General features: G+C 51.4%; 21 protein-coding genes. All 21 read right to left on the bottom strand.

The window, feature by feature from the left end; translation table 11 throughout:
• Positions 1–6: 6 nt before the first annotated feature.
• Positions 7–774 carry a type III pantothenate kinase gene (locus tag NST99_RS00255; RefSeq protein WP_038584431.1) on the bottom strand — a complete coding sequence of 256 codons (768 nt, stop codon included), beginning with the start codon at positions 772–774 and terminating at the stop codon, positions 7–9.
• Positions 771–1,646, bottom strand: coding sequence for a carboxylating nicotinate-nucleotide diphosphorylase (gene nadC, locus NST99_RS00250; RefSeq protein WP_038584428.1), 876 nt, complete (start codon positions 1,644–1,646; stop codon positions 771–773). The genes NST99_RS00255 and nadC overlap by 4 nt, the downstream gene beginning before the upstream one ends.
• Complete coding sequence (gene nadB / locus NST99_RS00245; RefSeq protein ID WP_341089043.1) at positions 1,636–3,252, bottom strand: L-aspartate oxidase; 1,617 nt, start codon at positions 3,250–3,252, stop codon at positions 1,636–1,638. Before nadB ends, nadC begins: the two co-directional genes overlap by 11 nt.
• Before the next feature lie 39 nt (positions 3,253–3,291).
• Positions 3,292–4,230, bottom strand: a complete 939-nt coding sequence (nadA, locus tag NST99_RS00240) for a quinolinate synthase NadA (protein ID WP_038584425.1) — start codon at positions 4,228–4,230, stop codon at positions 3,292–3,294.
• A 277-nt stretch (positions 4,231–4,507) separates the two neighbouring features.
• Positions 4,508–6,559 (bottom strand): ATP-dependent zinc metalloprotease FtsH, encoded by a 2,052-nt coding sequence (gene ftsH, locus NST99_RS00235; protein ID WP_341089042.1) that lies wholly within the window; start codon positions 6,557–6,559, stop codon positions 4,508–4,510.
• 110 nt (positions 6,560–6,669) lie between these two features.
• Positions 6,670–7,209 (bottom strand): hypoxanthine phosphoribosyltransferase, encoded by a 540-nt coding sequence (gene hpt, locus NST99_RS00230; protein ID WP_038584418.1) that lies wholly within the window; start codon positions 7,207–7,209, stop codon positions 6,670–6,672.
• Positions 7,210–7,254: 45 nt separating this feature from the next.
• Positions 7,255–8,697, bottom strand: a complete 1,443-nt coding sequence (tilS, locus tag NST99_RS00225; protein WP_341089041.1) for a tRNA lysidine(34) synthetase TilS — start codon at positions 8,695–8,697, stop codon at positions 7,255–7,257.
• Between the two features lie 76 nt (positions 8,698–8,773).
• Positions 8,774–9,712 (bottom strand): serine/threonine protein kinase, encoded by a 939-nt coding sequence (locus NST99_RS00220; RefSeq protein ID WP_445744938.1) that lies wholly within the window; start codon positions 9,710–9,712, stop codon positions 8,774–8,776.
• Positions 9,702–10,448 carry a hypothetical protein gene (locus NST99_RS00215; RefSeq protein WP_341089039.1) on the bottom strand — a complete coding sequence of 249 codons (747 nt, stop codon included), beginning with the start codon at positions 10,446–10,448 and terminating at the stop codon, positions 9,702–9,704. The genes NST99_RS00220 and NST99_RS00215 overlap by 11 nt, the downstream gene beginning before the upstream one ends.
• Positions 10,449–10,862: 414 nt before the next feature.
• Entirely contained in the window at positions 10,863–13,370 is a 2,508-nt protein-coding gene (gene spoIIE, locus NST99_RS00210; RefSeq protein WP_341089038.1) for a stage II sporulation protein E, read from the bottom strand.
• Between the two features lie 341 nt (positions 13,371–13,711).
• Complete coding sequence (locus NST99_RS00205) at positions 13,712–14,221, bottom strand: S1 domain-containing RNA-binding protein (protein ID WP_341089036.1); 510 nt, start codon at positions 14,219–14,221, stop codon at positions 13,712–13,714.
• A gap of 124 nt (positions 14,222–14,345) precedes the next feature.
• Positions 14,346–14,681, bottom strand: a complete 336-nt coding sequence (locus NST99_RS00200; RefSeq protein ID WP_076113637.1) for an FtsB family cell division protein — start codon at positions 14,679–14,681, stop codon at positions 14,346–14,348.
• A 22-nt stretch (positions 14,682–14,703) separates the two neighbouring features.
• Positions 14,704–15,267, bottom strand: a complete 564-nt coding sequence (gene yabQ / locus NST99_RS00195; protein WP_341089033.1) for a spore cortex biosynthesis protein YabQ — start codon at positions 15,265–15,267, stop codon at positions 14,704–14,706.
• Positions 15,264–15,548 carry a sporulation protein YabP gene (gene yabP / locus NST99_RS00190; protein WP_076113635.1) on the bottom strand — a complete coding sequence of 95 codons (285 nt, stop codon included), beginning with the start codon at positions 15,546–15,548 and terminating at the stop codon, positions 15,264–15,266. The genes yabQ and yabP overlap by 4 nt, the downstream gene beginning before the upstream one ends.
• Positions 15,549–15,752: 204 nt before the next feature.
• On the bottom strand, positions 15,753–16,031 hold the full coding sequence (locus NST99_RS00185; RefSeq protein WP_150275633.1) for an RNA-binding S4 domain-containing protein: 279 nt from the start codon (positions 16,029–16,031) through the stop codon (positions 15,753–15,755).
• Positions 16,031–16,303 carry an HU family DNA-binding protein gene (locus NST99_RS00180; RefSeq protein ID WP_038584392.1) on the bottom strand — a complete coding sequence of 91 codons (273 nt, stop codon included), beginning with the start codon at positions 16,301–16,303 and terminating at the stop codon, positions 16,031–16,033. The genes NST99_RS00185 and NST99_RS00180 overlap by 1 nt, the downstream gene beginning before the upstream one ends.
• A gap of 298 nt (positions 16,304–16,601) precedes the next feature.
• Positions 16,602–18,101 carry a nucleoside triphosphate pyrophosphohydrolase gene (mazG, locus tag NST99_RS00175; protein WP_341089028.1) on the bottom strand — a complete coding sequence of 500 codons (1,500 nt, stop codon included), beginning with the start codon at positions 18,099–18,101 and terminating at the stop codon, positions 16,602–16,604.
• 115 nt (positions 18,102–18,216) lie between these two features.
• The gene (locus NST99_RS00170; RefSeq protein WP_341097496.1) at positions 18,217–19,896 is read right to left on the bottom strand and encodes a putative polysaccharide biosynthesis protein; all 1,680 of its coding nucleotides are present in this window, start codon (positions 19,894–19,896) and stop codon (positions 18,217–18,219) included.
• A 222-nt stretch (positions 19,897–20,118) separates the two neighbouring features.
• Positions 20,119–20,661, bottom strand: a complete 543-nt coding sequence (gene spoVT / locus NST99_RS00165) for a stage V sporulation protein T (RefSeq protein WP_038584386.1) — start codon at positions 20,659–20,661, stop codon at positions 20,119–20,121.
• A gap of 283 nt (positions 20,662–20,944) precedes the next feature.
• Positions 20,945–22,012, bottom strand: coding sequence for a peptidylprolyl isomerase (locus NST99_RS00160; RefSeq protein WP_341089027.1), 1,068 nt, complete (start codon positions 22,010–22,012; stop codon positions 20,945–20,947).
• Positions 21,999–25,523, bottom strand: a complete 3,525-nt coding sequence (mfd, locus tag NST99_RS00155) for a transcription-repair coupling factor (protein ID WP_341097493.1) — start codon at positions 25,521–25,523, stop codon at positions 21,999–22,001. The genes NST99_RS00160 and mfd overlap by 14 nt, the downstream gene beginning before the upstream one ends.
• Positions 25,524–25,551: the final 28 nt, after the last annotated feature.

Genomic DNA, 25,551 nt, shown 5'->3' with positions numbered 1-25,551 from the left:
TTTATTTTATTTGTTGCGGTCATAAATAATACGCAAACCTTCCAGCGTCAGCATTGGATTCACTTCATCAATACAATCCGTTTCACCGGCAATGAGCGGGGCAAGTCCACCCGTAGCGATGACCTTCAGCACCGGCGCATTCATTTCCAGCTTAATGCGCCTTACAATCCCTTCAACCTGCCCGGCATAGCCGAAAATAATCCCTGCCTGCATAGCGTGGACTGTGTTCCGTCCGATTACCTTCTTCGGCTTCTCCAGCTCAATCCGCGGAAGTTTGGAAGCCCGCTGATATAAAGCCTCCGTAGAAATGCCGAGTCCCGGCACAATCGCCCCGCCAAGATAATTGGCACCTGCGTCAATGCAATCGAAGGTAGTCGCAGTTCCGAAATCAACAACAACTAGCGGACATTTATATTGCTCAATGGCAGCAACTGCATTAACAATCCGGTCAGCACCTACCTCACGCGGATTCTCATAGCGCAGGTTAAGCCCTGTCTTGATTCCTGGACCTACCAGCAGCGGATCCTTGCCAATATATTTCACACACATCTCCACGATGACCTGAACAAGCGGCGGAACTACCGAGGAGATAATAACCCCTTCGATATCCTTCACCGAAAGTCCCGACATGCTGAATAGATTATGGATCAGAACTCCATACTCATCCACAGTGGACTGGCGTGCAGTATTAAGCCTGAAATGGTGCAGCAGCTCACGCTGCCGGTACACCCCGAGAACAATATTGGTATTGCCGATATCGACGGCGAGCATCATGACAGCGGGCCCTCCTTCTTCGCATTCAGATCCAGACTGATATCCAGACTGGAGAAAGAATAGGTGAGACGGCCCACTGAAATTACATCAACGCCGGACTCCGCGATACGGCGAACCGTTTCCAAAGATACATTACCCGATGCTTCAGTCTTGACATGAGGCGATTTGGCCTTAATTCTTCTCACAGCTTCCTTCATCAGCTCAGGAGACATATTATCAAGCATGATGATATCGGCTCCGGCAACAAGTGCTTCCTCCACCTGCTCAAGGTTTTCCGTCTCTACTTCAATCGTCATTGTATGCGGAATATTAGCCCGTGCACGTCCTACAGCCTGACGGATTCCGCCAGCGCCTTTGATGTGGTTGTCCTTAATCATTACCGCATCATATAATCCGAACCGGTGATTCGCTCCACCACCGACCCGTACAGCGTATTTCTCCAGCATCCGGTGACCGGGTGTTGTCTTGCGCGTATCCACCAGACGCGTCGGCAAGCCATGAAGCTCCTGAACGAAGGAGGCGGTACGTGAAGCCACGCCGGACAACCGCTGCATTAAATTAAGTGCCAGCCGTTCCCCCGTGAGGATCGCATGCGTGCTGCCTTCAACTTCAGCGATGACCGTTCCCTTGGACACACTCTGGCCTTCTTGCACCAGTGCCGTGAACACAAGCGACGGATCTACAATCTCAAACACAAGCTCCGCTACAGGGATTCCGCAGATAATGCCGTCCTCTTTGGCGTGAATAATACCCTTGGACTCATGGCCTGCAGGTATCGTCGTACGGGTCGTTATATCCCCGGAACCGACATCCTCCTGCAGCCAGCCTTTAATTGCCTGTACCAGCTCTTCATTATATCCATTAAACATCATCACTTAATTCCTCCACTATTCCCAGTTCGCGAATCTGGAGCAGATGCTTCTGCCACTCTGCATCATTCCGCAGCGGATAGTCTTCACGGTAATGTGCTCCGCGGCTCTCCTCCCGCGCCAAAGCCGATTCCGTAATCAGCAGGCAGCAGGTCAGCATATTGGCGAACTCGTACTCCTCACGTTTGGTCAGCGCCGAAGCAAAAATCGGCAGCTGCCGTTTCAATTCCTCCAGCCCCTTAGACAACATCTCTTCATTCCGCCGCAATCCGGCGTAACGGACCATTACCTTCTGCAGCTTAAGCCGCCGCTCCACAATAGCTTGTGTAGGAGACTCAACACGGCCTTGCTGACTACCTGCCGAAATCGTCTCCCGCCGGAGCGGAGGAAGCTGGCGAATGCGTTCAATAATCCGCCGTCCGAACACAATGGCCTCAGACAAAGAATTGCTAGCCAAGCGGTTGGCGCCATGTACCCCGGTGGAAGACACCTCACCGCAGGCGAATAAACGGGAGATATTGCTCTCTCCGTTGAGATCGGTCTTAATGCCCCCCATCATATAATGCGCAGCAGGAGCCACGGGAATCCAGTCCGTTGTAATATCCAGTCCGTAGCCCATACATGTCTCATATATCGTGGGGAAACGATGTTTGACCATATAGGCCGATTCATGCGTAATATCCAAATAGACAAAGGTTGATTTGGTCAGCTCCATCTCATTGACAATGGCCCGGGCCACGATATCGCGGGGTGCCAGTTCCAGCAGCTCGTGATATCGTTCCATGAACCGCTCTCCATTGATATTGCGCAGCACAGCGCCCTCGCCGCGTACCGCTTCCGAGATCAGAAACCTCGGGGCTCCCGGATAACTAAGCGCCGTTGGATGGAATTGGATAAATTCCATGTCGCGCACATGGGCTCCGGCCCGGTAAGCGATGGCTACGCCGTCTCCGGTTGCAACTTCCGGATTAGTAGTATAGCGGTACAATTGTCCCGCCCCCCCGGAGCATAGAATCGTTGCATCAGCCTGCAGGAACAATCTTCCTCCACCCGGCCGCTGTACCAGTGCCCCAAGGCATTCGCCGCCCTCGGTAACGAGATCAATGACATAATGATCATCCCATACCTCTATATTGTCATGTTCAGTAACCTGTTCAGAGAGTGCACGCACAATTTCAAAGCCCGTAGCATCCCCGTTGGCATGCAGAATCCGGCGGTGGCTGTGTGCTCCTTCTTGAGTCAAAGCCAATATGCCATCTTCCTTGTCAAATACGGTGCCGAGCCGGATCAGCTCATGTACCCCGCCCGGTCCTTCATTCACCAATACATCAACAGCAGCCGAGGAGCAGAGCCCTGCACCAGCCATTAGTGTATCCTGCCGGTGATATGCCGGAGAGTCATCTTCGGCTATTACAGCGGCAATTCCTCCCTGAGCATATCTTGTATTACTCTCCATCAGCGATTTCTTAGTAATCATAATGACATGCCGGTCTTCACTCGCTTTAATAGCCGTGAACAATCCGGCGATACCTGAACCGATAACAATGCAATCCGTCTTTATTGTAGGAAGCTCGCGAAGGTCGAAATCAACCAAATACTGTGGAATCATGACCGCTTTTCACCTGTTTCAACGAAAGAGTAGCGCATGCTACCGGACTTGTAGCATGCGCTCTAGGGAAGTTCTGGCTTTGTCGGCGACAGCAGGCGGTACGTAAATCTGCGGCTTCATCGTCTCCAGGCATTTGACCAGTTTCTTTAAATTATTGACCTTCATATTAGGGCATACTAGAAATTTCGTTGCAAAATGGAATTCCTTATCCGGACTATCCAAGCGGAGCTGGTATCCGGTACCGTCTTCTGTCCCAACAATGAACTGCCGGCGGTCCGATTTCCGGCAATATTCAAGAATCGAGGTGGTGCTGCCTACATAATCGCCCATGGCAACCACTTCAGGGCGGCATTCCGGATGCACCACAAACTCGGCTTCCGGATATTTCGCTTTCATTTCCACTACATCTTTAACGGTAAGCATATCATGAGTGTTGCAATAGCCTTCCCAGATAATCAGCTTCTTGCCCGTCTGGTCCTGGACGTATTGACCCAGATTCTTATCCGGCACCCAGATGATTTCTTCCGCATCGAGTGATTCGATGACCTTCACAGCGTTGGCAGAGGTACAGCAAATATCAGTCTCTGCTTTAATTTCAGCCGACGAGTTGATATAAGTCACCACTTTAGCATTTGGATGCTGTGCTTTCAGCTTGCGCAAGCCATCCACATTGACCATATCGGCCATCGGACAACCGGCGCGTTCATCAGGAATAAGCACAGTTTTGTTAGGCGCCAGAATCTTAGCGCTTTCCCCCATGAAATGAACACCGCAGAAGACGATCACTTCTGCATCGGTCTCCGCTGCTTTTTGAGCGAGTAAAAAAGAGTCCCCCCGAAAATCGGCAACCTCCTGAATTTCATCACGCTGATAATAATGAGCCAAAATGATTGCATTCCGTTCTTTTTTCAGCTGTTCGAGGCGCACACGAAGTTCGCGATTTTGTTCCTGCTTGCGCTCAAGCGCCAGAGCTTCCACGGTTAATTCTCCCCCTTATTTCTTCACGGCGTACGCCGGCTCTACTTTCGAATAGATTATATGTTCCTTGCGGATCTGCACAGCCACTCAGCTCTGCTATAGATAGTTATCCATTTATTTAATATTTAATCACTAATGTACACAAGGTTCCACCCTCTGTCAATGTAACCGGGAGTCGATCAAGCTGTACGGTAGGAAGCCTAAAGGCGAAAAAAATCCGGAGAACTTTAAGGTTCTCCGGACGAGCTTACGTAGCTTCATTCAGTTTAGGGGCTCTTTAGACGAGGCCTCCGCCGCCGTCTTTATTGCCGTCGTTAGAATCATTTCCATCCCCGGACTCCGGATTATTCGGAATATCCTTGGTCAGATCAGGAATTGTAGAAGAGGTGTCGTCCTTGCCTTGAATGCGGACACGCACATCACCAATAGAATCAATAACGGGTTCACCGGCTTCGTGTGTCACACCCGGAGTCTCTTCCGGTTTACCGTCTTCAGTCAGATAGCCTTGCTCGATCAATTCTCTAATCTGATCCAGTTCCAGCGTTTCTTTCTCAAGCAAGGTGTTGGCAATGAGGTGCATTTCCTTGGAGTGCTTGGTAAGCAGCTCCCGGCAGCGTTCATAGCTGCTACGGATAAAGTTCTGCATCTCCTGGTCGATTTCATAAGCGATGGAATCACTGTAGTTCTGCTCATGCCCGATATCGCGGCCCAGGAAGACCTGGCCTTGGGATGTACCGAACTGCATAGGTCCCAGCTTATCACTCATACCGTATTCCATAATCATGCTGCGGACAATACGCGTAGCCTGTTGGAAGTCGCTGTATGCGCCTGTGCCGATTTCACCGATGAACATCTCTTCGGCAACACGTCCACCGAGGAGTCCGGTTACTTTATCAAGCAATTCCTGCTTCGTAACAAGCATGCGGTCTTCTTTAGGAAGCATAATGACGTATCCGCCTGCGCGTCCGCGCGGGATAATCGTAACTTTGTGAACCATGTCTGCATGCTCCAAGAAGTAACCCACAATCGTATGACCGGCTTCGTGGTAAGCTACAATACGCTTCTCACGGTCGCTGATCACGCGGCTGCGTTTCTCGGTACCTACAATTACACGGTCAATCGCTTCATCTACCTCACGCATGGTAATATCCTTGCGGTTGCGGCGTGCAGCGAGCAGAGCCGCTTCATTCAGCAGGTTCTCCAGATCGGCACCGGTAAATCCGGTAGTGCGTTTGGCGATAACATCAAGTCTTACGTCTTTCGTAAGCGGCTTGTTGCGGGAGTGAACTTTAAGTACAGCTTCACGGCCTTTAACATCTGGGCGGTCAACTGTAATTTGACGGTCGAAACGTCCCGGACGAAGCAATGCCGGGTCAAGTATATCTGCACGGTTGGTAGCTGCGACAATAATAATGCCTTCGTTGCCGCCGAAACCGTCCATTTCTACAAGCAATTGGTTAAGTGTCTGTTCGCGTTCATCATGTCCGCCACCAAGTCCGGCGCCGCGCTGACGACCCACTGCATCGATCTCATCAATAAAGATGATACATGGTGCATTCTTCTTGGCATTTTCGAACAAGTCACGTACACGGGAAGCACCGACACCCACGAACATTTCCACAAAGTCGGAACCGGAAATACTGAAGAACGGAACGCCTGCTTCACCGGCAACTGCGCGGGCCAGCAAGGTTTTACCGGTCCCTGGAGGACCTACAAGGAGAACCCCTTTAGGAATACGCGCGCCAACAGCTGCGAATTTACGCGGATCCTTGAGGAATTCCACGACTTCCACCAGCTCTTGCTTCTCTTCATCAGCCCCTGCAACATCCTCAAAGCTGATTTTCTTCTTCTCTTCATTATATAACCGGGCCTTGCTCTTGCCGAAATTCATTACTTTGCCGCCGCCACCCTGTGCCTGATTGAACAGGAAGAAGAACAGGATGAACATAATAACCAGCGGAATGATGGAAGAAAGGAATGTCAGCCAAATGCTGTCACCTTCCATTTTTTTCGTAACCAGCTCTACACCGTTGAGGTCGCTGGCCCCAATAAGCTCATCAAGAGCCTTGTCTGTAGGAGGAACAAATGTGGAGAAATTTTTCGATTTGGCATCTGACGGCTGCTCTCTATATTCACCAGTAACGGCAAAAGCATTGCCTTCAAACTGAATCGTCATACTCTTCACATTATTGTCTTTCAATTCCTGCCTTAACTCATCGTATCTAGGGAAATCGGCGGATTCATTTCCATTGCTCACAAACTGGACAATGCCCACCACGACTAAAAATAAAATCAAATAAAAACCAGAATTCCGGATGAACCGATTCATCCCCTACCTCCTCTCACAACGCTCAAGTTATTGTACCATAGCCTGCCCAGAGTCCTCAAATGCTCAGTGCTCCGGAAATCTGATCCGTGGATCTAAGGCTGTCGATTAGTTCATTTGGAATAAATTTCAGGCTTCAGTACACCGACGTAAGGGAGGTTCCGATACAGCTCGGCATAGTCGAGTCCGTAGCCGACTACGAAAGCGTCAGGAATCACAAAGCCGGTATAGGCAGCTTCGAGATTAACGGTGCGTCCTGTCGGTTTATCAAACAGGGTAACCACAGAAATGGAAGCAGCATTGCGTCCTTGAAGCATTTCAATTAAATAACTGAGTGTAAGACCACTGTCGATGATGTCTTCGACGATCAGAACATCGCGTCCTTCAACTGACGCATCCAAATCTTTGATGATTTTGACTACACCGGAAGATTTGGTGGATGCTCCATAGCTGGATACAGCCATGAAATCCATCTCAACAGGTACTGTAATGACTTTAACCAAATCCGCCATAAAGATAAACGCGCCTTTCAGCACACAAATTACCAATGGCGTACGTCCTGCATATTCTGCGCTCAGCTGGGCGCCGAGCTCCCTGATTCTTTGTTGGATTTCTTCTTCGCTGATCAAGATTTCCTGAATATCGTTCTGCAACTTGCGAACCTCCTAAGTTATACTATGAAAGACTAACTTCGACCATTACGCTTCTTCGTGCTGCTCCATATCCTCCAGAGACAAGAGAAGAACCGAGGCCGTGTGCCGCCCTACTGCGGCATGCATCGAGCGCCTAACGCCCGGAATCCAGACGATATTGCCCAAACCATCACAAACAAGGGGAATCTCAGAGCGTTCGGAAGAAGGTATTTTATCATCAATGTAAATATCTTTTACCTTTTTGCTTCCGTTTAATCCCATAACCCTTATGGTATCTCCAGGCAATCGGGAACGAATGGTCAGCGGCAGGACCAGCTCATCGCTGTCAAACCAAGCCGACATCTTCCCATAGTCCTCCCCCTGTACTAAAAAAGTTTCTTTCTCCAGCACCGTCATCGTCATTACTTTTCCTAGTTCCGTCAGCAAAAGCCGGGAATCAGGCAAAGACATCCGATATGTATAACTAACCTTCCGCTGCGGAGGCTTGGACGAGAACAAAATTGTATCATATTGCCGCGCACAGATCAGACCTCCACCCAAATCCAAACTCCATACGGTGGGGTGTTCCTGCAGCGTTCCCCGGCGTACAGCCTCGATCTTGGAAAAATCCAGGGTCGATGAATCCGCCGACAGATAATTTAATATTAGTTTAATCAAACGCCGTTGTAAAGCGGAGGGTATGGCCGCGAACAAAGCTCTCTTAAAGGTGTATTTTCCATGCTTCATCAAAACCAGCTCATCGAAGCATCTTGCTGCGTTCGCCTCCATAAATTCATCTTCGGCTCCGACAATTTCGGACAATTGCAGAAGCGACTGTTTGACTTTCGGGTTGTACTTTTCCAGTGAAGGCAGCACCTCCAGCCGGATGACATTCCGCTTATATTTGGTCAGCAGATTGCTGGCATCTTCGGCATAGGGAAACCCTTCATCCCGGCATAACCCGACAAGAGCCGTTTTGTTAATACGCAGGAAGGGGCGGATGAGTTCCACCTTTTTTTCTGTCCTCTTCCAGCGCATTCCGGCCAGACCGGAAGGTCCGCTGCCCCGCAACAGGCGCATGAGCACCGTCTCCGCCTGATCATCGGCATGATGTGCCAGCGCAACAGAGCGTGCGCCATAGCGGTGCGCAGTCTCGATCAGAAACTGATATCGTTTCTCGCGTGCCGTCCCCTCGGGGCCAAGCCCGCTGCCTTTGGCGAGGGAAGGGATATCAAATTCGGCCAGCTCAAAAGGCACCCCCAGCTCCCCGGCCATTTGCCGGACGAACTCCGCCTCCTCAACCGACTCAGCCCTGAACCCGTGGTTTACATGGGCACATACCAGCTTTAGCGGTATCCGGTTCACAGATATTTCATGCAGAATACGCAAAAGAGCCACAGAGTCCGACCCTCCGGAAACTGCGACTACTATGGTGTCATGGGGCGCCCACAGCCTGTGCTCGGCTGCAGACTCCAATACGGATTCCACAAGCTCATTCATTTGCTCCATACGGTGCTCCCTTTCTTGCCCTATCATTTACACAATCTTTGACCGGCATGGCCAGCATTCCGGTATATATATGAGATCAAAAACGCAATACCCAATAAATCGTAAAAGCCAGCACAAATAACGATAACCCAAATGCACTTTTTAGCCAGCGCGGGGTCGCCATGGCATCCTTCGGCTGTTTGCGCGTTCCGTATATATGAACCTTCCAGATCTCAGCAGCCTGCGCCGAACCGGGAAATCCGCCTTTTAGTGCAAGACACAGCCAAGAGGAGAGCTTCCTGTCAGGCAAACTTTTGGCCAGCTTAATCAGTTCATCGACGCTTCTTGTCTGCGGCAGCTGCTGGGCAGCGGCTTTCAGCCCGTCTTCATTAAGCAAACGAAGGCAGAGAACGGCAAAAGCAAACAGATCATAATTCTCGTCGCCGGTACGGCTGCCTGCATTCCAGAATCCCCGGTCATGCCATTCGGTAAATTGCTTCACACTGCGTCCCATGGGACTTGCGCCGCCATAGTCGATCAGTTCGGCTTCGCCGTAATGTGATACCATTACATTCTCGGGCTTGAGATCACCAAACACAAAACCGCATTCATGCAGCGTCTGCAGCTTCTCTAACAGCTTCAGTCCAACCAGACCCAGCCAGGAGATCCCGTTTTTAGCCAAAAAATGGTGCAGCTGTTTACCTTCAACGTAGCGCATCACATAAAAAGGGGTATGCTCTCCATCTTTGAAATCATCCGACTCCAGCAGGTAAGAGGACAGCGTAGATTCACGGCGGGCGCGAAACTCACTTCGCTTCCGGCAGGATTGCAGCGAGGTCAGCACGTTGATTTCCGACTGCAGCTCAAGCGTATCGTTTCCGATCTTGAGCGCATACCGCTCCCGTCTGCCTTCTCTTTGCACGAGATATACGGTTCCATTGGCCCCTCTTCCCAGCATCCGTTCAATGACATAACGGTTCCCCCGCCATTTGCCGCTAATAACGGTACCGGCAGGGTAGGGCGGATTAGACGACATACCCACCAATCATCCCTTCTCTTTCATCGTGATCCCTGCCCGGAAGGCGGTCACGGTGTTCATCCAGTGTATCACAACGGTAATATTCGAGCACCTTGAAAATAGCCGGACCTGTAGGCGTGGCTCCCCTCATTTTCAGCTTGGAGAACAGCGAGCGGACCTGCGACACATTACTCGTCCAGTCCATATCCAGCATGGCCTCCTCACTGCTCGAGCGCCCGGGAAAATGGAACACGGAAATCTCACTGCTTCCTTCCCGCGCTTCCAGGCTGAGGGCCAAATCACGGATAGCATCCTCTACGGCTCCCAGTTTAGGCTTCATACTTGCGCTTGCGTCAATCAGCAGTGCGATGCGCAGCGGCGAAGTTTCTGTCAGCTCATCTACGACGGTAACGACCTGCGAACGTTTCAACGGCGGCAGCTCTTCCAGCGAGCCTTCGCCGAGTATTTTTTTTACCTCTTTATTAACCGCCTGCTGAATGGTCTGAACCACAGTTTTGCGGGTCATCATCTGGATGGTCTGCGCCAGCTGCGGCGTTCCGACAATCCGGCTCAGTCCGCCCCCTGCTTTGGCAATATCGGAAATCTCCCGGCTTCCCAGCTCGCCAATGGTTCCGTAATCGACCACGCCAACCACGTTAACGGTGATTCCCTCCTGCCGGGCATGCGCCGCAGCCATCACCGGACTCTCCCCCACATTGGAACATCCGTCCGTAATGAGCAGAATTTGCTTCATGACCGTTCACTCCCCTTTGCCTTGTTATCTGTTTCTAGCATATCCAAGGTTGAGAGATTTCAAACGCCGCTTAGCGGAGATATTCAGATAAAAACAATAGTGAACTCGGGGAACTGCGAGGAACTTTTGGGCTTCCGATCGCTGTTGTCCCCGGATTTATTGAATTGGCCACATGGTGCAAATCCGGGGACAAAGGCGAACGCTGACGCTTCTCCAGCTCCAAAATTCCTCTCCGTCCCATAGATTCACGTTATGTTTGAAATCTGAAAAAGAACGCCGCTGAGCCAGCGGCTTTTGAAACGGGGCTGCGCAAAGGGCGGCGGAGTAGATGAGGCCCCGCCGAATTAGGATACTCCATTGCTTCCATATATAGCTCACGAAAGAATAACGTGAGTTAGATGATAGATTACCTTACTAGCTGACCGTGCGCGGCCGCTCCATCCGGCCGATGCCAGGCATATGCAGGCTGGACCATTCCGGATGATAATGATCGACCCGGCTGACGATAATGGTCATGTCATCATGGATTTCATTGCCTTGATAACGGATAACCTTTTCCAGCAGGCTGTCGGCCATATCCTGAGGATCATCTCCCTCCAGCTCCTGGATTAACCGCTTCATCCATATTTCTTTATTAACGGCATATCCGGGCGCATCATAAATACCATCGGTCATCATAATGAGAATATCACCCGGACGCAGCTGCATGCTGATCAGATCCACCTCAATGTCTTTTATGATTCCGATCGGAAGATTGCTCGAAGTAATCGGGATGACTTCGCTCCCCCTGCGGATAAAGGAAGGCGCAGACGCGATTTTCATAAAAGTAGTATGCGCCGAATACTGGTCGATCAGCGCCATATCCACCGTCGCATAGAACTCATCCGGAGAACGCAGCAGCAGAATGGAATTTACGGACTTTACCGCCAGCTTCTCGTCCATACCGGACTGCAGCAGCTTTTCCAGCATAGATAACGCGGCACTGCTCTCCATCCGGGCACGCTCTCCGTTACCCATCCCGTCGCTGATGGAAACAGCAAATGTGCCATTTCCAAGCTCTACGGTGCTGAAGCTGTCGCCGGAGAACATATCGCCTCCCTTGGCTGCCCCCGCAACTCCAGTATTCACCTCATAAGCTTTGGCAGATCCAAAGGTGACCATCGACAGTCCCTCGCGGGGATGCACTGCGGTTTCACTCACGACTGCAATATTCTCCTCCAGAATATCGGATAACAGCGGCGCAACCATCTTGCGGCACTCATCAAAGCCGCGGGTATAAGCATGAACCACTTCTATTTCTACCCGGCCGGGATCAAGGCTTAAAATCTCAATCGAATGAATGGACAACCCCAGTTTCTCCAGCGCCTCACGGATCTGGGCCTCCTGCCGGTACATTGCCTGGCCTTCACGTTTGATCTCCTTCGCCAGATCCTCCATCACCTGAGATACACCCGAAAGCTGCTCGGCAACAAATTGGCGGCTGTCGTATATTTGTCTTTTCCAGCGCATATCATGCTGGTATAGCTCATACTGGCCCTTCATCACTTCCAGCACCTCCCCTGTCTTGCCGCAAATCCGGCTCCACTCGGGCGGAAGCTGGGCTGCGGTGATGTCCGGGCATTCTTCTACGGTCGTCATCATATCTGTCATATACCTGTACGTCTGATAAAACTTCGTGTCCCAGCAATGCGAACGCCGGATACAGCCGGCGCAGGCACCCTCAGTTACGGTACTCATGAAGTCTTCCATTTCACGTTCACTTTTACCGGCTTCCCCAGCCCGGGGAATCTGCCCGAAGCTGCTCGACAGCTGCTGGAATACCTGCGAGAACTGGGTTACCCGGTCTGCTGTAATATCTCTCACTCTTCGGGCATATTCATGCTGTGACCGGCTGTGATCCGGTGTGCCCGGCACATATTTGGCGATGGCAGAAATAATCCCCTTTGGTGTTAGAAGAAACAACAGCACGGCAGCGCAAGTCTCCCAAGTTGAAGCCATCACATCACCCGGGCCCAAGAAGTAGACCGAAAGTATAGTTGAGCCCAGCAGCATCCCGATCGAGACTGCCCCTTTGCGCCCGGACTGCATCATCCCGGCCAGCATTCCGGAGAAAGCCAGGAGACTCATCTGATAAATGGCTCCGATATCAGCCAGGCTGAGGATCAGGCCGGTGACTACCCCGACGGCAGCACCGAGCGGAGCTCCACCGGCGAGAGCAAACAACAGAATAAGAAAGCGTGACAGAATATGTTCCAGCGACAAGCCGTTTATGATCCAGCCCACAAGGCCGGTCATGACGGAAGCCAGCAGAATAATCAAGCAGAGAACTTCATCATTCCGCAGCACCCGGCTCCTTTGCTTGTAAGTAAACAAAGGAAGCGCCTGCAAAAATACCAGTGTAAGCACAAAGCCAAGCAGCGCATCAAGTGTCGACATCATCAGCGGGTACCAGGCAATCGAGGGACCCATAATAATCCGGAACAGTCCGACCATAAATGAGGATACAAATACCATCAGCGGCGCATAGGACAGATCAATCCGCTGGAAGCTCTCAAAACCTTTGTACAGCAGGTAGAAGATAATTAGCTCTGCGGCAATCACTACAGCTCCGGAGAACGGGGTGAACAGACTGCCGAGGATCGTGGCTGCAGCCACCGGAAGTATGGAGTCTTTACGCATAAACACAATGACAGCAAAGTAAGCTACAGCAAAGGGTGACAGCTCGTCCAAAATCATTGCCCGTCCCAGCATAAAGCCCATTAAGCTCAACAGCAGCATCCATTTCTTCACTGTTAAAAACTGAAGCAGCGGTTGATTCCTACCCCAGCTCTTTAGACGCATGCCCCAGGCTTCCTTCTGCTCCTTGTCTTTGCTTCCCGCTTTTGTCCACTCCGGCAAATTGACCACATTGCTTTTATCCATTCCTCTGCACCACCCGTTTAAGAATTTATGGTTCTCATTATATAGCGGGGGTCTTAAGAAAGTTTGTCAGAAACAGAGAGCGAACTGTAAAAAATTTCCGACAAAAAAGCCTGTCCCGACAAAGCACCCGCGAAGCCTCTCGATCCCATGCGGGGCATTGGATTGATAGACTCGACCATCGGATTGCCGCAAGACTGTGCAGAGGCCAGCGGCAGATTTTCGTCAGCGATTGCTCTGGTGTTATGTGAGAATGAGATAGATGCTGTCGGCAATTTGCCGGGCAACGACAAAAAAACCGCAAGGGCGAAAGCCCCTGCGGTTATTTATGATGTGCAAGTAGATTATACGCGTTTGGCTCCACGGCCTCCGCGCTTTCCTTCTGTGTTCTTCTTGATCGAAGATATCCGTTCTTCGCTGTCTTTCAGGAAGCGTGACATTTTATCCTCGAATGAAGGTTTACCGGCTGCAGGCTTGAATGGACGCCCTCCCCGTTCACGATTGAAACCACCACCACCGCCGCCGCCTCCACCACTGCCGCCACCGCCGCCGAAACGGTCTCCACCGCTTGGACGTTCTGGTCTTGGAGCTCTAGGGGGACGTACTTCCGATGCCGGCTTATCTACAGCCTGCTTGATGGAAAGCCCGATCTTGCCGTCCTTGTCAACGTTGATCACCTTGACAGTTACTACATCACCAATCTTTAAATGATCGTTAACATCCTTGACGTAGTTATCGGCGATTTCCGAAATGTGAACGAGACCTGTGACACCTCCTGACAGATCCACAAATGCTCCGAAATGCGTGATGCCTGTCACCTTGCCTTCTAACTTGGTGCCCACTTCAATTGCCATAGAATAAAATGATCCTCCCTTAAAAATATACAGACGAATATAAAGTCCATCCAGTCTGCGGTGATTTGATTATACAGTAAAGAGCAAAGCAAGGCAACACAGCGAAAGCCTCTTTTGGCCTGCTTTATTGTCCTGATTGCTCGGGACGAATAGGCTGTTCCCCTAACGGATACATATTGTACCATTTACGCGCCAATTGGCCGATATACTCGTCATCGTTAAGTCGTGACACTTCGTATTTCAGTTGATTGAGAGAAGCCGTAACTCCCTCGCTGCTCGCCTGCTTCTTGGCCAGCTGTTCACTCTTGTCCGCAATTGCCGCACTCTGGGCAAAGAAAATATAACCGGCCCAGCCAAAAAAAACTGTAACCATGACCGCCCATATGAATCTTCTTCTCTTCGCGCCTGCAGCCAAGCCTTTGTTATTGCTACTCTTCTCTTCTGCAGAAAATCTGTTCATGCAGCCTACCCCCAGTTCAATCTCAGCGTTTCCACCATGCAGTCAACCACTCAGACAATCTCACCATCCAGGCACTGTGATAGAGCCGGGACAAAGACGGAGAGATCCATCTTACTGGAAGTACCCAAATTGGCTTCGTTAGACGCAGCAGCAGCTTCAGGATAAATAACAGGATCCGGCACAAGAGCAGCAGCGTCCCCCTCAGGAGGCGCCAAAGCCAGCGAAGCGGCATGCCTATTACGATTTCTACAGCTCTCCATAGCAGCCTGCACGTATACTGAATCGACTGAATTAACATTACCACAAAATGCCGCACCGTAACACTGAAGAGTAAAAAATAAATCCATACGCCTAGAAAGAGGCCAAGAAAGACATAAAACCTCAATTGTCCCTGATTCCCGGCATAAAGCATCCGGAAGACGAGGAGTGCCGCCCACATCCAATACAGCAGATCCAGCAGCGCATTCAGCCATTTGGGAAAGCTTAATTTCAGCGACAGCACCCGGTAGCTGTCATAGGCCAGTCCCATGGCTGTGCCGGCCAGCATCATGTAAAGCAGGGTGATCCACTGAATCGCGGGATTCATTTAAACAGTTTGCCGAGGATGCCTTTGTTTTTACTCTGCGCTCCGGGATCAAGGTAAATCAGGGAATGGACGTTGCCCTCCAGAGACAAAAGCCCATTCTCCAGACTTAGATTCTTGATATGTAAATGATTTCCGCGAATGGTGAGATGGCCAAGTTCCGTACGTAGCAGAAACTCCTCGCTGTCGAAGCTCTCCACATTCTGCACGCCTGTTAGCTCCAATTGCTTGCGACTGCGCATGTGCAGATCGTGCTGTTTATTGACTTTGACTGGCTCGATCATAGCATGTACCCCTCCTTCTTGTTTCTAATCTATGGTGGAAGAAGAGGTTATAGAACAGAGGCTTTTAGAATTTCAAAAGACCGATAGAGCTCCTGCACGAAGCCAACAGAGTTCTATTATTATTAAAAACAAAGAGGGTATTCCGGCCACTTCTGGCTACAGGAACACCCTCTTGCTTGTGATCTGCTTATCCTTACAGCGCTTTTACCAGTCGAGACCGTTGCTTTTGGCAACAGGCTCTTCACGGAGCAGCGTATACATGCCGGCGGCCTCATCCTTGCGGGTCGTTTCCACCAGTTTCTCCACTTTGACCGTTACTAGCTTTTGACCGAATTGCACTGTAATCTCGTCGCCGATCTTTACCGTACTGCTCGGTTTTGATTCCTTCCCATTAATCAGCACCCGGCCCTGTTCGGACACATCCTTGGCCACAGTGCGGCGCTTAATCAAACGGGATACCTTCAGGAATTTGTCCAGGCGCATTAGTTGACGGCTTCTTTAAGCTTGTTGCCAGCCTTGAAGGCCGGTACAGTGGATTCAGGAATTTCAATAGGTGTGCCCGATTGCGGGTTGCGGCCGGTGCGGCCGGAACGTTTGCGGGTTTCGAAAGTACCGAAGCCGATCAATTGGACCTTATCGCCTTTGGACAGTGCATCTGTAATTTCACCCAGCACGCCGTTCAATACGGTTTCTACATCTTTCTTTGCCAATCCGCTTTTTTCGGAAATGTTGTTTACCAAATCTGTCTTGTTCATAATTTGAAGTTCCTCCTAGGATACAAAAAAATAAATGAAACGCGATAAGCTGCTAGGATATGCCGCGAATCGTCATTTCGTCTTTAAGATATTCTGGATGCCGCCCGAAATTCCTGCCGCAAACACTCTATTTTTTAAAAATTAAGAGAGCAGTCCAGGCTCAGGCACTATTACATTATAAACCTCTCACCGCATTCCAAACCAGAGAGTTAAGCCCCATTCACATCATTGCCTCTTCCTGCAGCCCCTATACTGCAAAAGGCTGGGAAAGCGACGCCTATATTAGAGATGCTCAGAATCAATTTTTTTGCTCCTTGACCTTTGCCTCCTGCCACAACGCTTCCATCTCTTCTAGACTGCTGTCCAATAGACGGGTGTTCCGGCTTAGCAGCTGCTGCTCAATATATTGGAATCTAGATACAAACTTGCGGTTGGTACGGGTTAACGCCTCTTCCGGGTCCGCACCGATGAAGCGTGCAGCATTGGTCGCGGCGAACAGCAAATCCCCCAGCTCCAGCATTTGCTCCTCCGCCGGTGCGCCGGATTCGATAGCCTCCTGAAGCTCATCAACCTCTTCGCGGATTTTAGCCAGCACATCGCCAACGTTGTCCCAATCGAATCCTACTTTTGAGGCCTTTTTCTGCAGTTTGTAGGCCTTCATCAGCGCAGGCAAATCACGGGGAACACCACTCAGCGCGGATTCTGCTTCCGGTGTTACGCCTTTAAGCCGTTTTTCCTCGGCCTTCATGCCCTCCCAGTTCTGGAGCGCTTCCTCGGCATCTGCAGCATTCTTATCGCCGAAGACATGCGGATGGCGGAAGATCAGCTTGTCATTCAATCCTTCAATGACATCATAGACATTAAAGGTGCCCTGCTCCTCCTCCATCTGGGAATGAAGCAGGATCTGCAGCAGCAGGTCGCCCAGCTCTTCCTTCATATGGTCCGGATCATCCTCATCAATCGTTTCCAGAACCTCATAGGTTTCCTCAATCAGATTTTTGCGCAGTGATTCATGCGTCTGCTCCCGGTCCCATGGACACCCTTCCGGACTGCGCAACGTATCGACAATTTCATGTAAGCGGGCGAATGTGCGTTTTCGTGCACTTTCAGCGCGGTTGGCCGGAACATAAATCAGCGAGAGATTGCCGTACCCTTCCAGGCGGTCCAGCTCATACAGCGGTACCCGGAGAATACGTTCTTCCTTATCCACTCCAAGAGCATGTCCTACGATTACCTCATACTCCGGCGGATAACAATCCATCAGACAGAGCTTGGTTTCGGAAGCCGTGAAGCTGTCGTAGACCTGGCCGATCAGCGTATGCAGCTCCGGCTGAAGCTGGGAACTGCGGATACCGGAAGCATCCAGAAGCTGAAACCCTTCAATCGGGTCGAAGCCAAGCCGTACGAATGCCTCATCGAGAAAGCTTTCCCCGCCGAGAATGTGCAGTTCTACTCCCGCGCCCGGGCAGCGCTCCCGCAGCAGGGATACCGCCGATTCTGCAACCATGGGATGCCCCGGGACGGCATAGACAATTTCCGTACCCTGCGGTGCGGAACGCGCTTCCTCGATTAATTTCGCCGTAATGGCTTCATACACCTCAGGAAACGAGGACAGCGATTCATACAGCCCGTCAAAGGACTGGGAAGCTATTTCAAGCTCTGTTAAAGCTGCCATCACCGGATGCTCTGCGGTCCGGACATAAACGGCGGATGCGGATTGCAGCTTCTTGATAATGCCCAGGGTCAGCCGGTCGGGATTGCCGGAACCGAGGCCAACCACGGTTAATGTTGCGCTCATACCTGTCTCCACTCCTTCTGCACTGCCTTGCCGCTGAGGCTAAGGCAGCTTTGTATGTACTGCAATATAGTAATCTCATGCTTAAGAGATAACGGTTGGAACCCCTAGCTGCGCCTTAAGGGAACAGGCGCAGCTTCTTCAGCTTGTCCGCAAGCTGCGGGCCAAAGCCCGGAAGCTGGCGCAGCTCGCTTTCGCTGAGCAGCCGCAGGGCAACAGCGCCGGCCGCGAAGACGGCGCAGCCTGCCAGCACGCCGAGCAGGCTCTGCGCCAGGGCTGCGGTACGCCCGCCGCCGAAGCCGATGGCTGCGGCCGCACTGCCAACGCCGAGGCTTACGGCTGCGGCGCCCAGGCCAAGGCCCGCGAGCAGCAGCGCGGGCTTCACCAGGGCATCTGCGAAGCGCAGCCGCAGATGGCCCATACGGTACAGCAGCAGCACATTCAGCGCTGCTGCGAAGAGATGTGCGGCCACGCTGGCGATGGCTGCGCCGGTAATGCCCTGCTGCGGAATCAGCAGCAGGTTAAGGGCCGCCTTGAGCACCGCGGCGGCCAAGAGATGTATCGCCGGCGCGCGCACGGCGCCCAGGCCCTGCAGCAGCGCGGAGGAGATGATGCTGACCGTACCGCCAGCGGCGGTAAAGGCCAGCCAGGTCATCGTGCCGCTGCCGGCAGCATCACCGTACAGAGCCACATTGACCGGCTCTGCAAGGACGGCCAGGCCAACCGAAGCGGCCAGGCCCAGCAGCCAGAACCAGCGCAGCGACAGGCTGCAGCGGGTCTGGATCAGCCCTAGATCTCCGCGGTGCTTCGCCTCCGCGAGTGCCGGGATGAAGACCACTGATAACGAAGTGGCCAGCATCGTTACCATCTGAACAAGCGGCAGGCCGCGATTGTAGATGCCGAACTGCGCCATCGCCGCCGCTTCACTGACAGTTGACGACAGCAAACGGGGGACGGTAAATACATCGACCAGCCCGATAAGCGGTATAGCCAGCGTTCCGAGCATGACTGGAATACCATAGCCCAGCAGCTTGCGGGCCTTGGCTCCTGTCTGCTCCCGGATATTGTCCGCAGCAGAACTCCGGGTCCAGGCGGTTTCAGCGGCAGCTGATATCGCCAGCTCAGCCGACTGCTGCGCTACGCTCACACGGCGGCGGTAATTCTGCCAATACAGCAGCATGACAATCAGACCGGCCGCTCCGCCGCCAGCCGAGCCAATCAGCGCACCCGCCGCGATGGTGGCCGCATCTGCTCCCTTCCCGGTCAGATACAGCAGCAGTGCGATCATGACAGCTACCCGCACCGACTGCTCGACAACCTGCGACACCGCGGTAGGGACCATATTATGCAGTCCCTGAAAATAACCGCGCAATGCGGCCATAAGCGGAACAACAGCAAGCCCTAATGCGCTGCAGCGCAGCGCGGGAATGACATGGGAGTTGCCGACCCACCCGGCGATAACCGGAGCCCCAAGATAGGCAAGGGCCCCGATCACAAGGCCGCTGATGACTGTAATGGCCGCTGACAGCAGCAGAACCCTCCGGCCTTCGCTTTCATCTCTGTCGGCCGAGGACTCGGCCACGAATCTGGCGATTGCAGACGGCAGACCCAGCATAGCTATCGTTATAAGCATCGTGTACAGGGGATTAACCGTGTTGTATATGCCGAACACGGCGTCTCCCCCCAGATTTTGCAGCGGAATTTTCTGCAGCGTACCGATCAGTTTGGAGAGAATGGCTGCTGCGCTGAGAATAAATGCGCCTTGCAGTAATTTAGAGCCTTGTGTACCAGATTTCATAAAAGTACCTGCTTCTACAGCGATAACTGCCATAATGGGATGAATTTCTATATTATAACGCATGGAGGCGCGTAAGTAGAAACGGTTTTGCTTGCATTTACACGGACGGCCGCATTTTTCTGCAATCCGCATCTTCTTATCTTTTCCAAAATGGAATGTCAAAACCCCGCCCTCCCTTTGTATCATACCAAAAGGAAAGCGGGGTCCATAGTATCAAAGACGTTACTGCTCCATCTGCTTGCCCAGAAAAGCGGCTGCCGTTTCGGCCATTTTGATTTCCATTTGCGCCATTTTTACCGAATCATCCTTGTTCAGCAGCACTACACAACCGATGGGGTCCCCGCCTGAGATGATGGGAGCAGCTACATAGCTCGATATTAATTCTGCATGATCTTTACCGATGTCATAGCTGCCTGCATTCGTTTCGAGCACGGTCTTGCGGCTGTCCATTACCTTCTCCAGAAGCACACCCACCTGTTTCTCGAGATAATCCTTTTTGGAGCCTCCGGCAAGGGCGATAAAAGTGTCCCTGTCAGTAATCATTGTAATATGCCCGGTGCCTTCATAAAGCGACTCTGCATATTCCTTGGCGAAATCGCCCAGCTCACCAATGGGGGAATACTTCTTCAGTATGACTTCACCGTCGCGATCGACGAAAATTTCCAACGGATCCCCTTCACGAATACGTAGTGTGCGTCTGATTTCTTTAGGGATAACAACTCGACCGAGGTCATCAATACGACGTACAATTCCAGTAGCTTTCATTTCACATGTTGCCCCGCTTTCTTAAGAAGTATGGTCCAACTACTGTCCATTAAGGGAATGGATAATCCCAGTGATTTATCGTAATATCTGACCATAGTATTCATCTCTTCCCAGTTCCTTATACATCCTCTGGAAGGTATAACATTAAATATCCTTAATCCGCAGACTTCCGGCGCGCCCCTCCCCGTTATGTGCTATTTTTAACATAATTATACATTATAATTTACAAAATAAAGCCATCCCTCGCTTTGAAGCGTCAGGATGGCTTGTCCGTGCAAATGGTTTATTTGGCTTCTTGTGTAGCCTCTGGTGAGGCACTTGGAGCTTCTGTAGCTTTAGTTCCGCTGTTTGTTCCGGACTCAGAGGCAGCAGCGGAGCTTTTCGGCAGATTGATTTTGATCTCAAGAGGTCCTAGATCATTCTCTAGGAAGGACTCGAGTTTCTGGGATGCCGTTGAGTTTTTCACGGCCTCTTTCTGTTCATCGGTCAGCTTATCAAAGGTTGCTTCCGTACGGGACTCCACCTTCAAAATATGATACCCGAATACGGTAAGAACCGGCTCACTGACTGTATTCAGCGGCAGCGTTTGCGCTGCTGCCTTGAACTCTTCAACATAATTGCCGAGCAATACGTCCTTCAGCTGGCCGCCAGCTTCCTTAGACGCGGTATCATCGGTGTATTGCTTGGCGATTTCAGCAAAGTCCGCTCCACCGTCAAGTTTAGCCTTTACTTCATTGGCAAGCTTTAGTGCGTCTTCCTTTGTACGCTCCTTACCGTCAGCACCGGTCAAACCAATCAATACATGACGCAGCGTAGCCGTGGTGAAATCGCCCTTTACCGTTTCGAAGTGCGTCTTCACTTCGTCATCAGTTGTTTTTAGCAGCATATCCTGATAAACCGTAAGCACACGTACCATATAATCATGGACATCGGATTCCTTTAAATTTTGCTCTTTCAGTTCGCTTTCGAAAGTGTTGCCCAAACGAGTCTTAAGCTCACTTACCTGCACGTCTGCTTCCTTCTCTGCCTGCTTCTTGGCCTCATCGGTTGCCTTGCCGACCTGATATTCAAATGCCGCTTGCTGGTTCAGAATCGACTCCTTGAAGGTATCAAGCTCCATGAACTGGGCCTGCTGCGGGGAAAGGAATTTCATGACACGGGTATCCATATCATACTCCTTCTCAGTAATGGTTCCCCCTTTGTAGGTAGCGTACGCTGTGCTGCTATCATCAGCTACATTATTATTTTTATTATTGTTGTTGCTGCTGCAAGCAGAAAGCATAGAGAAAGAAAGAGCCGCTGCCAGTGAGACCAGCAGCACTTTCCAGGATTTTGTTTTATTTAACGACATCATGTAGTTCTCCCTTCAATTTTAGAGACTGTTTGGCCGCTGCCAGAAACTGCTCTAACAGATCAAGCAGCGCCTTATCGTCAAGATCCTTCGACTTGATGCGGATACTGGCTTTTGCATCCCTATCAAATTGTACACGTCTTTCAAAGCTATTTCCAACTTTGGCAAGCTTGGCCGTATCAAAGGCCCCGGTGCTCCCTTCATGGAAGTTCAACGAAACATCGTCACCACGACGGATCATTGATTCCAATCCATAGAGCTTTCCATATACCTTGAGACGGGCTACGGACAGCAGATTGACTACGGCCTCCGGCAATTCTCCGAAGCGGTCAAGCAGTTCATCCTCCAATTCCCCAGCGTCCTCAAAAGTGGAAACCGCCGCAACCTTCTTGTAAATTTCGATCTTCTGGATGCTGTCGTAGATATACTCGGATGGAAGATACGCATCAATTGACAAATCAATGACCGTATTGCCCTGCTTCAGCGAAGTATCCTCTTCTCCCAGTACAGTGACCTTACGCTTACGGATTTCTTCCGCCAGCATTTGCGAATACAGGTCGAAACCGACGGAAGCGATAAACCCGTGCTGCTCCGCACCAAGCAGATTGCCCGCTCCGCGAATGGAAAGGTCGCGCATGGCAATTTTGAAGCCGGAGCCAAGCTCCGTAAATTCCTTGATGGATTGCAGGCGCTTCTCCGCGACCTCAGTCAGCACCTTGTCCCGCTGATACGTGAAATAGGCATAGGCAATCCGGTTAGAGCGTCCTACACGTCCACGCAGCTGATAGAGCTGCGATAGCCCCATTTTGTCGGCATCATGGACAATAAGCGTATTGACATTCGGAATATCCACCCCAGTCTCAATGATACTTGTGCTCACCAGCACATCGTATTCTCCGTCAAGGAAATCGAGTATGGTCTTCTCCAGCTCCGATTCCGACATTTGGCCGTGGCCAATGCCGACCCTTGCTTCCGGAACGAGCATGGAGATTTGGGCGGCCATTTCCTGAATGCCTTGAACGCGGTTATAAAGATAATAGACCTGTCCTCCACGGGCCAGCTCACGTTCCACCGCTTCCCGGGTAAGCGTCTGACTATGTTCAACCACATACGTCTGCACGGGAAAGCGGTTCTCCGGTGGTGTCTCAATGACTGACAAATCCCGCACGCCAAGCATCGACATATGCAAGGTCCGTGGAATAGGCGTTGCAGTCAAGGTGAGCACATCGACATTGGTCTTGAGCTTCTTGAGTTTTTCTTTATGGGTTACACCAAAGCGCTGCTCTTCATCAACAATTAAAAGACCGAGATCCTTAAAGACCATATCCTGCGACAACAGCCTGTGTGTGCCGATTACTACATCTACCGTTCCCTGCCGGACACCCTTAATGGTCTCATTCTGCTCTTTGCGGCTGCGGAAGCGGCTCAGCACCTGAATGTTCAGCGGATAATTGGCAAACCGCTCACGGAAGGTTTCATAATGCTGCTGCGCGAGGATTGTGGTCGGCACCAGCACGGCAACCTGCTTGCCTTCAATCGCTGATTTGAAGGCTGCCCGGATCGCCACCTCCGTCTTGCCATAGCCAACGTCTCCGCATAGCAGCCGGTCCATCGGACGGTTCTGCTCCATATCCTTCTTGATCTCTTCGATAGCACGCAGCTGATCTCGGGTTTCGTCATACGGGAACATTTCCTCGAATTCACGCTGCTCCTGCGTATCCTTCTCAAAACCATAACCCAGAGCACTTTGGCGTTCGGCGTACAGCTTAATCAGATCATCCGCGATATCCTGAACAGAAGAACGCACTTTATTAGTAACTCGCGTCCACTCGTTTCCGCCAAGCTTGTATACCTTCGGTTCTTTATCTTCCGATCCGACATATTTCTGAATCAGATCTATCTGGTCAATCGGTACAGATAGCTTATCGCCACCGGCATATAGAATATGCATATAATCCCGGTGAATTCCGCTGACCTCAAGTGTGCCAATCCCCATATATTTGCCGATACCGTGATTCTGATGTACCACGTAATCGCCGATTTTGAGCTCGGTATAGCTCTTGATCCGTTCTGCATTGTCAATTCCTTTGGAAACCTTGCGCGCCTTGCGCTGCTTCTGGGAGAACATCTCTCCTTCAGTGATCACGGCAAGATGAATGGAAGGCAGCTCAAAACCGGAGCCCAGATTCCCGTGGACAATAGTAGGCTCTTCGATGCCATAATCGTACAGCACCCGGCGGACCCGTTCCATCCGCTCCTCGCTGCTCGCCAGCATCACGACCTGCACACCCGACTTATGCCAGCGCTCCATCTCCGATTTCAGCACATTCATCTGGCCGTGGAAATCCTGCATGCCGCGGCTGATAAATCCAAGGATGTTCTGCGGCTGGATATGTGGAACCTGGCGCAGGAAAATCGACATGAACAGACTCTGGAATGGGCGGCGGTACATGATAGCCTCATTATCTACAGAAAGATGAAGATCAGGCAGATTCTTGCCGTTCTGCAGCAAATGCAGGTTCCATTCTGACTCGTCCCGCTCCAGCTGTTTCGCCGTTTCCAGCAGTCTGGCCGGCTCATCCATAATAAGGAGAGTATCCTGTGCCATATAATCATATAAATGGCAGCGTTCAGGATATAACAGACTGATATATTTATAGACTTCAGGGAAATAGGTGCCCTGCCGCAGCATCTCCAGCTCCCGGCCCATTTCCTCACGCAAACGTAGCTTTGCCTGCCGGTCGGTCATTTTCTCAAGCTGGCGTTCCAGCATCGCAGCCGCTTCAGAGGCTGCCGAATCCTGGCGGGACTGGTCTGCGATGATCTCCTTAGCCGGCGTGATCTTCACACTGCGCACCTTGTCGATGGATCGCTGGTCTGCAGGATCAAAGGTTCGGATCGAATCGATCTCATCATCAAACAGCTCTACCCGATAAGCCAGTGAAGAGGTCATTGGATAGAAATCGACAATGCCCCCCCGAACACTAAGCTCACCGCGGTTCTCTACCCGTTCAACCCGTTCATAACCCATCATAATCATTGACATTAGAAAATCATCGAGAGAGAGGGTTCCATCCTGTGAAACGGTTAATTGTGCCTCTGCCATCACATGCGGCGATGGAAGCAGACGCCGGACGCCGGAATAAGGCACAACCACAACGCCACGGAAGCCCTGCGCACATTTGGTCAGGACATCTATCCGCTGAGCGAGCGTCTCAGGGCTGGAGACAGCCGCTTCAGCGGCAACCAGCTCATTGGCAGGGTAAAGCAGCACGCGATCCGGAGAAAGCGCTTCCTGCAAATCCTCAGCCATCTTCTGGGCCGAGAACATATTATGGGTGACTATAAGCAGCGGCCGTTCGGTTTCTTCATGCAGCGCCGCCAGCATAATTTGTCTGGCCGAACCGGACAAACCTGATATTAGCTGCTCCTTCATCCCTACGGCAACACCGCGGGTGACAGACTGAAAATCAGGATCTTTGGAAAAAGCTTCTATAAGACCTTGTAACAACAAAAGACACCTCTCTTACTGAACAGGC

The sequence above is a fragment of the Paenibacillus sp. FSL L8-0470 genome, from assembly GCF_038008625.1.
GTDB lineage: Bacteria > Bacillota > Bacilli > Paenibacillales > Paenibacillaceae > Paenibacillus_AQ.
This window is presented reverse-complemented; position numbering and strand designations above follow the sequence as displayed.

Bases quoted from the DNA above. Each gene is read 5' to 3' on its own strand.
- NST99_RS00255 (WP_038584431.1), bottom strand. From the start codon at position 774: ATGATGCTCGCCGTCGATATCGGCAATACCAATATTGTTCTCGGGGTG.
- nadC (WP_038584428.1), bottom strand. From the start codon at position 1,646: ATGATGTTTAATGGATATAATGAAGAGCTGGTACAGGCAATTAAAGGC.
- nadB (WP_341089043.1), bottom strand. From the start codon at position 3,252: ATGATTCCACAGTATTTGGTTGATTTCGACCTTCGCGAGCTTCCTACA.
- ftsH (WP_341089042.1), bottom strand. From the start codon at position 6,559: ATGAATCGGTTCATCCGGAATTCTGGTTTTTATTTGATTTTATTTTTA.
- tilS (WP_341089041.1), bottom strand. From the start codon at position 8,697: ATGGAGCAAATGAATGAGCTTGTGGAATCCGTATTGGAGTCTGCAGCC.
- NST99_RS00220 (WP_445744938.1), bottom strand. From the start codon at position 9,712: ATGTCGTCTAATCCGCCCTACCCTGCCGGTACCGTTATTAGCGGCAAA.
- NST99_RS00215 (WP_341089039.1), bottom strand. From the start codon at position 10,448: ATGAAGCAAATTCTGCTCATTACGGACGGATGTTCCAATGTGGGGGAG.
- spoIIE (WP_341089038.1), bottom strand. From the start codon at position 13,370: ATGGATAAAAGCAATGTGGTCAATTTGCCGGAGTGGACAAAAGCGGGA.
- NST99_RS00205 (WP_341089036.1), bottom strand. From the start codon at position 14,221: ATGGCAATTGAAGTGGGCACCAAGTTAGAAGGCAAGGTGACAGGCATC.
- NST99_RS00200 (WP_076113637.1), bottom strand. From the start codon at position 14,681: ATGAACAGATTTTCTGCAGAAGAGAAGAGTAGCAATAACAAAGGCTTG.
- yabQ (WP_341089033.1), bottom strand. From the start codon at position 15,267: ATGAATCCCGCGATTCAGTGGATCACCCTGCTTTACATGATGCTGGCC.
- yabP (WP_076113635.1), bottom strand. From the start codon at position 15,548: ATGATCGAGCCAGTCAAAGTCAATAAACAGCACGATCTGCACATGCGC.
- NST99_RS00185 (WP_150275633.1), bottom strand. From the start codon at position 16,031: ATGCGCCTGGACAAATTCCTGAAGGTATCCCGTTTGATTAAGCGCCGC.
- NST99_RS00180 (WP_038584392.1), bottom strand. From the start codon at position 16,303: ATGAACAAGACAGATTTGGTAAACAACATTTCCGAAAAAAGCGGATTG.
- mazG (WP_341089028.1), bottom strand. From the start codon at position 18,101: ATGAGCGCAACATTAACCGTGGTTGGCCTCGGTTCCGGCAATCCCGAC.
- NST99_RS00170 (WP_341097496.1), bottom strand. From the start codon at position 19,896: ATGAAATCTGGTACACAAGGCTCTAAATTACTGCAAGGCGCATTTATT.
- spoVT (WP_038584386.1), bottom strand. From the start codon at position 20,661: ATGAAAGCTACTGGAATTGTACGTCGTATTGATGACCTCGGTCGAGTT.
- NST99_RS00160 (WP_341089027.1), bottom strand. From the start codon at position 22,012: ATGTCGTTAAATAAAACAAAATCCTGGAAAGTGCTGCTGGTCTCACTG.